Source organism: Streptomyces sp. NPDC057638 (genome assembly GCF_042800315.1).
In the GTDB taxonomy this organism is placed as follows: domain Bacteria; phylum Actinomycetota; class Actinomycetes; order Streptomycetales; family Streptomycetaceae; genus Streptomyces.
Map to the genome: position 1 here is coordinate 1 of NZ_JBHVHF010000498.1, position 3697 is coordinate 3697.

Here is a 3697-nt window from a genome sequence, read left to right on the forward strand (position 1 = left end):
GGCGCGGGCGGACCCGGCATACGCACTCGGCGGCGGTGACGTACGCACCCGGCCGGACGGAAATATGCGTACTGAAAGTGCTGACGCGTACGGGACCGGGCCCGGCGCGAGCGCTAGCCGCAGCACCCACCGCACTGGCACGGCCCGCCCGACTGGCAGCCGCAACCGCAGCCCGAACCGCAGCCGCAGGCGGCGAGGAGGGGCGGAAGCGCCACTTCCGGGATAGGGGGCCGGGGGGTGTCGGTCGAGGGGGTGTCGGCCATGAGGTCCTCCTTGGGAACGCGCTCCGGCGACGACGGGCGGAGGCGTGGACGGGACGGACGTGCACAGGGGACGGAAGAAGAAACGGGCGGGTGGGGCACGAGCAGCCCTGGGTCGCGCCGAACAGTGGGTCGCGCCGAACAGTGTGAGGACGGAAGCGGACGGGGAACGGCCGGGCCGCCTGCCGTCCCGGAAGCCGTGAGCCGATCCGGAGGCGGCGGGCGCGGGGCAGGTGCGGGACGTACGCCGGACAACGCCCACGAGGGGGCGAGAGGACCACGACAACCACGCGAACCGGAACTATCCACACCTGTGGACAGCTGCCGCGCCCCGGCAGGGGCGCGCGGACCCGGTGGATCGCCTCAGGCCATCTCACGCCCGCCGTGCCCGGCGCGTCAACAGCGCGTGGGGGCACGGCGACCGTGGGTGAGGGTCTGGGGGCGGATGGGTCGGGGTGGATTATCGGCCCTCCACCGGGGTCACTGGCTGGATCTCGTCGGCGTGCTCGCCGGTCACCAGATAGACCACGCGCTTGGCCACGGACACGGCGTGGTCGGCGAAGCGCTCGTAGTAACGGCCGAGCAGGGTCACGTCCACGGCGGTCTCGATGCCGTGCTTCCAGCGGTCGTCCATGAGGTGCTGGAAGAGGGTCCGGTGGAGCAGGTCCATCTCGTCGTCGTCGGTTTCGAGCTGGAGCGCCAGGTCCACGTCCTTGGTGATGATCACCTCGGCGGCCTTCGCCATCAGCCGCTGGGCCAGCTGGCCCATCTCCAGGATCGTCGCCTGGAGGTCTCTGGGCACCGCCGAGTCGGGGAACCGCAGCCGGGCCAGCTTCGCCACATGCTGGGCCAGGTCGCCGGCGCGCTCCAGGTCAGCGCTCATGCGCAGGGAGGTCACCACGATCCGCAGATCGGTGGCGACCGGCTGCTGGCGCGCCAGCAGGGCGATGGCCCGCGCTTCCAGGTCATGCTGGAGGTCGTCGACCTTCTGGTCGGCCGCGATCACGCTCTCGGCCAGCTTGAGGTCGGCGTCGAGCATGGCCGTGGTGGCGCGCCCTATCGCGGATCCGACCATCCGGGCCATGTCGACCAGGCCCTCACCGATCGAGTCGAGTTCCTCGTGGTACGCGTCCCGCATCGACTTCCCTTTCTCCGTGTGAACAGGAGTCCGAATGGGTTTCCCGGACCCCCACGCTCCCACGGTGCGGCCGAAACGCGACCGGGGCCTCCCGGCCAAATGAACCGCCTCCGTCACCCCGGTGAACTCTGAGCGACGACTGGCCGGGGGGCCACCTGATTGGCTGGGAGCATGTCCGACCGCCCGCCTAACCTGGATGCATGGACGTGAACGCGGCGATCGCCGCAGTGGCGGCGATGGCCGGTCTTCTGACCGGTGTGATCGCCATGCTGGCGTTCCGCTGGAGCGAACGGGAGCAACGCAGACCCACGCGCACCTCGCTCCACACCGATGCCGTGCTGCCACCCGGTGTGGACACGGTCCTGTCCGTGCTGCGCTCGTCCGCCGTCGTCCTGGACGAGGGCGACTCCGTGGTGAAGGCCAGCTCGGCGGCGTACGCGCTGGGGCTGGTCCGTGGTGGGAAGCTCACCGTCGAGCCGATGCTGCAGATGGCCCGTGACACCCGCAGGGACGGGGAGATACGCCAGGTCGAGCTGGATCTGCCGCGCCGGGCCGGCCGGGGTGAGGCGCTCGCCGTCTCCGCCCGGGTGGCCCCCCTCGGCTCGCGGCTGGTGCTGCTCCTGGTGGAGGACCTCACGGAGGCGCGCCGCATAGAGGCGGTCCGCCGCGACTTCGTGGCGAACGTCAGCCATGAGCTGAAGACACCGGTCGGCGCGCTCTCCCTGCTCTCCGAGGCGGTCATGGACGCCTCGGACGACCCGGAGGCCGTCTCCCGCTTCGCCGGGAGGATGCAGATCGAGGCCACCCGGCTCACCAACCTCGTCCAGGAGCTGATCGACCTCTCCCGGGTGCAGAACGACGACCCGCTGGACGACGCCGAGCCCGTACCGGTGGACGAACTGGTCGCCGAGGCTGTCGACCGCTCCCGCCATCCCGCGTCGACCAAGCAGATCACCGTGGTCAGCGGGGGAGAGTCTGATCTACATATATGGGGCAATCGCGGTAAGCTCGCCGCCGCCCTCGGCAATCTCGTGGAGAACGCCGTCAACTACTCCCCGGCCCGCACCCGCGTCGGTATCTCGGCGCGGCGGGTCTCCGGGGGCTCGTCCCCGGCCTATGGGTCCGGGGCGCTGATCGAGATCGCCGTGACCGACCAGGGCATCGGCATCTCGGAGAAGGACCGCGAGCGGATCTTCGAACGCTTCTACCGCGTCGATCCCGCCCGCTCACGCGCCACCGGGGGCACCGGCCTCGGACTGGCGATCGTCAAACACGTGGCTGCCTCGCATGGCGGGGAGGTCACGGTGTGGAGCTCCGAAGGCCAGGGCTCCACGTTCACCCTGCGGCTGCCCGAGGCGGGCGCCGCCCGGGACCGGGCGAGACGACGCACGGCCCCGGCGGACGGCTCCGCGCCGGGTGACTCCCCGGCCGCAGCAGACGACCGGCCTTACGACACCGATTCGCACACTGAGATCCCTGCCCCGGAGGTCCTTCCGTGACCCGAGTGCTCGTCGTCGAGGATGAGGAATCCTTTAGCGACGCCCTGTCCTACATGCTCCGCAAGGAGGGGTTCGAGGTCGCCGTGGCGACCACGGGCCCCGAGGGGCTCGACGAGTTCGAGCGCAACGGCGCCGACCTCGTCCTCCTCGACCTGATGCTGCCCGGACTGCCGGGTACCGAGGTCTGCCGCCAGCTGCGGGGCCGTTCCAACGTCCCGGTGATCATGGTCACCGCCAAGGACAGCGAGATCGACAAGGTGGTCGGCCTGGAGATAGGAGCCGACGACTACGTCACGAAGCCCTTCTCCTCCCGTGAGCTGGTCGCCCGCATCCGTGCGGTGCTGCGCCGCAGGGGGGAGCCGGAGGAGGTCGTTCCGGCCGCTCTGGAGGCGGGGCCCGTCCGCATGGACGTCGACCGCCATGTCGTCACGGTCTCCGGGGGCAAGGTCGACCTCCCGCTGAAGGAGTTCGACCTCCTGGAGATGCTCCTGCGCAACGCGGGCCGGGTGCTGACCCGGATGCAGCTCATCGACCGCGTCTGGGGCGCCGACTACGTGGGGGACACCAAGACCCTCGATGTCCACGTCAAGCGCCTGCGCGCCAAGATCGAGCCCGACCCGGGTGCCCCGCGCTACCTGGTGACGGTCCGCGGCCTCGGCTACAAGTTCGAGCCGTAGTCCACCCACGCGTACGCCTCCGCCCCGGCGCAGGCGTACGCGAGCACCGGGCGCGCGGCAGCGATGACACCGGTACGGCGATAGGACACGGAGAGGGGGCGTCCCCACCGCGATGGTGGGGAC

General features: G+C 70.7%; 3 protein-coding genes. 2 read left to right on the plus strand and 1 reads right to left on the minus strand.

Annotated features, from left to right (window positions below; genetic code table 11):
* Positions 1 to 720 precede the first annotated feature (720 nt).
* Positions 721 to 1398 carry a phosphate signaling complex protein PhoU gene (gene phoU, locus ACFVIM_RS33905; protein WP_384309868.1) on the minus strand — a complete coding sequence of 226 codons (678 nt, stop codon included), beginning with the start codon at positions 1396 to 1398 and terminating at the stop codon, positions 721 to 723.
* A gap of 200 nt (positions 1399 to 1598) precedes the next feature.
* On the opposite strand from phoU, the gene ACFVIM_RS33910 reads away from it, so the two are divergent.
* The gene (locus ACFVIM_RS33910) at positions 1599 to 2897 is read left to right on the plus strand and encodes a sensor histidine kinase (protein ID WP_384309871.1); all 1299 of its coding nucleotides are present in this window, start codon (positions 1599 to 1601) and stop codon (positions 2895 to 2897) included.
* Positions 2894 to 3574 (plus strand): response regulator, encoded by a 681-nt coding sequence (locus ACFVIM_RS33915; protein ID WP_384309874.1) that lies wholly within the window; start codon positions 2894 to 2896, stop codon positions 3572 to 3574. Before ACFVIM_RS33910 ends, ACFVIM_RS33915 begins: the two co-directional genes overlap by 4 nt.
* Positions 3575 to 3697 lie beyond the last annotated feature (123 nt).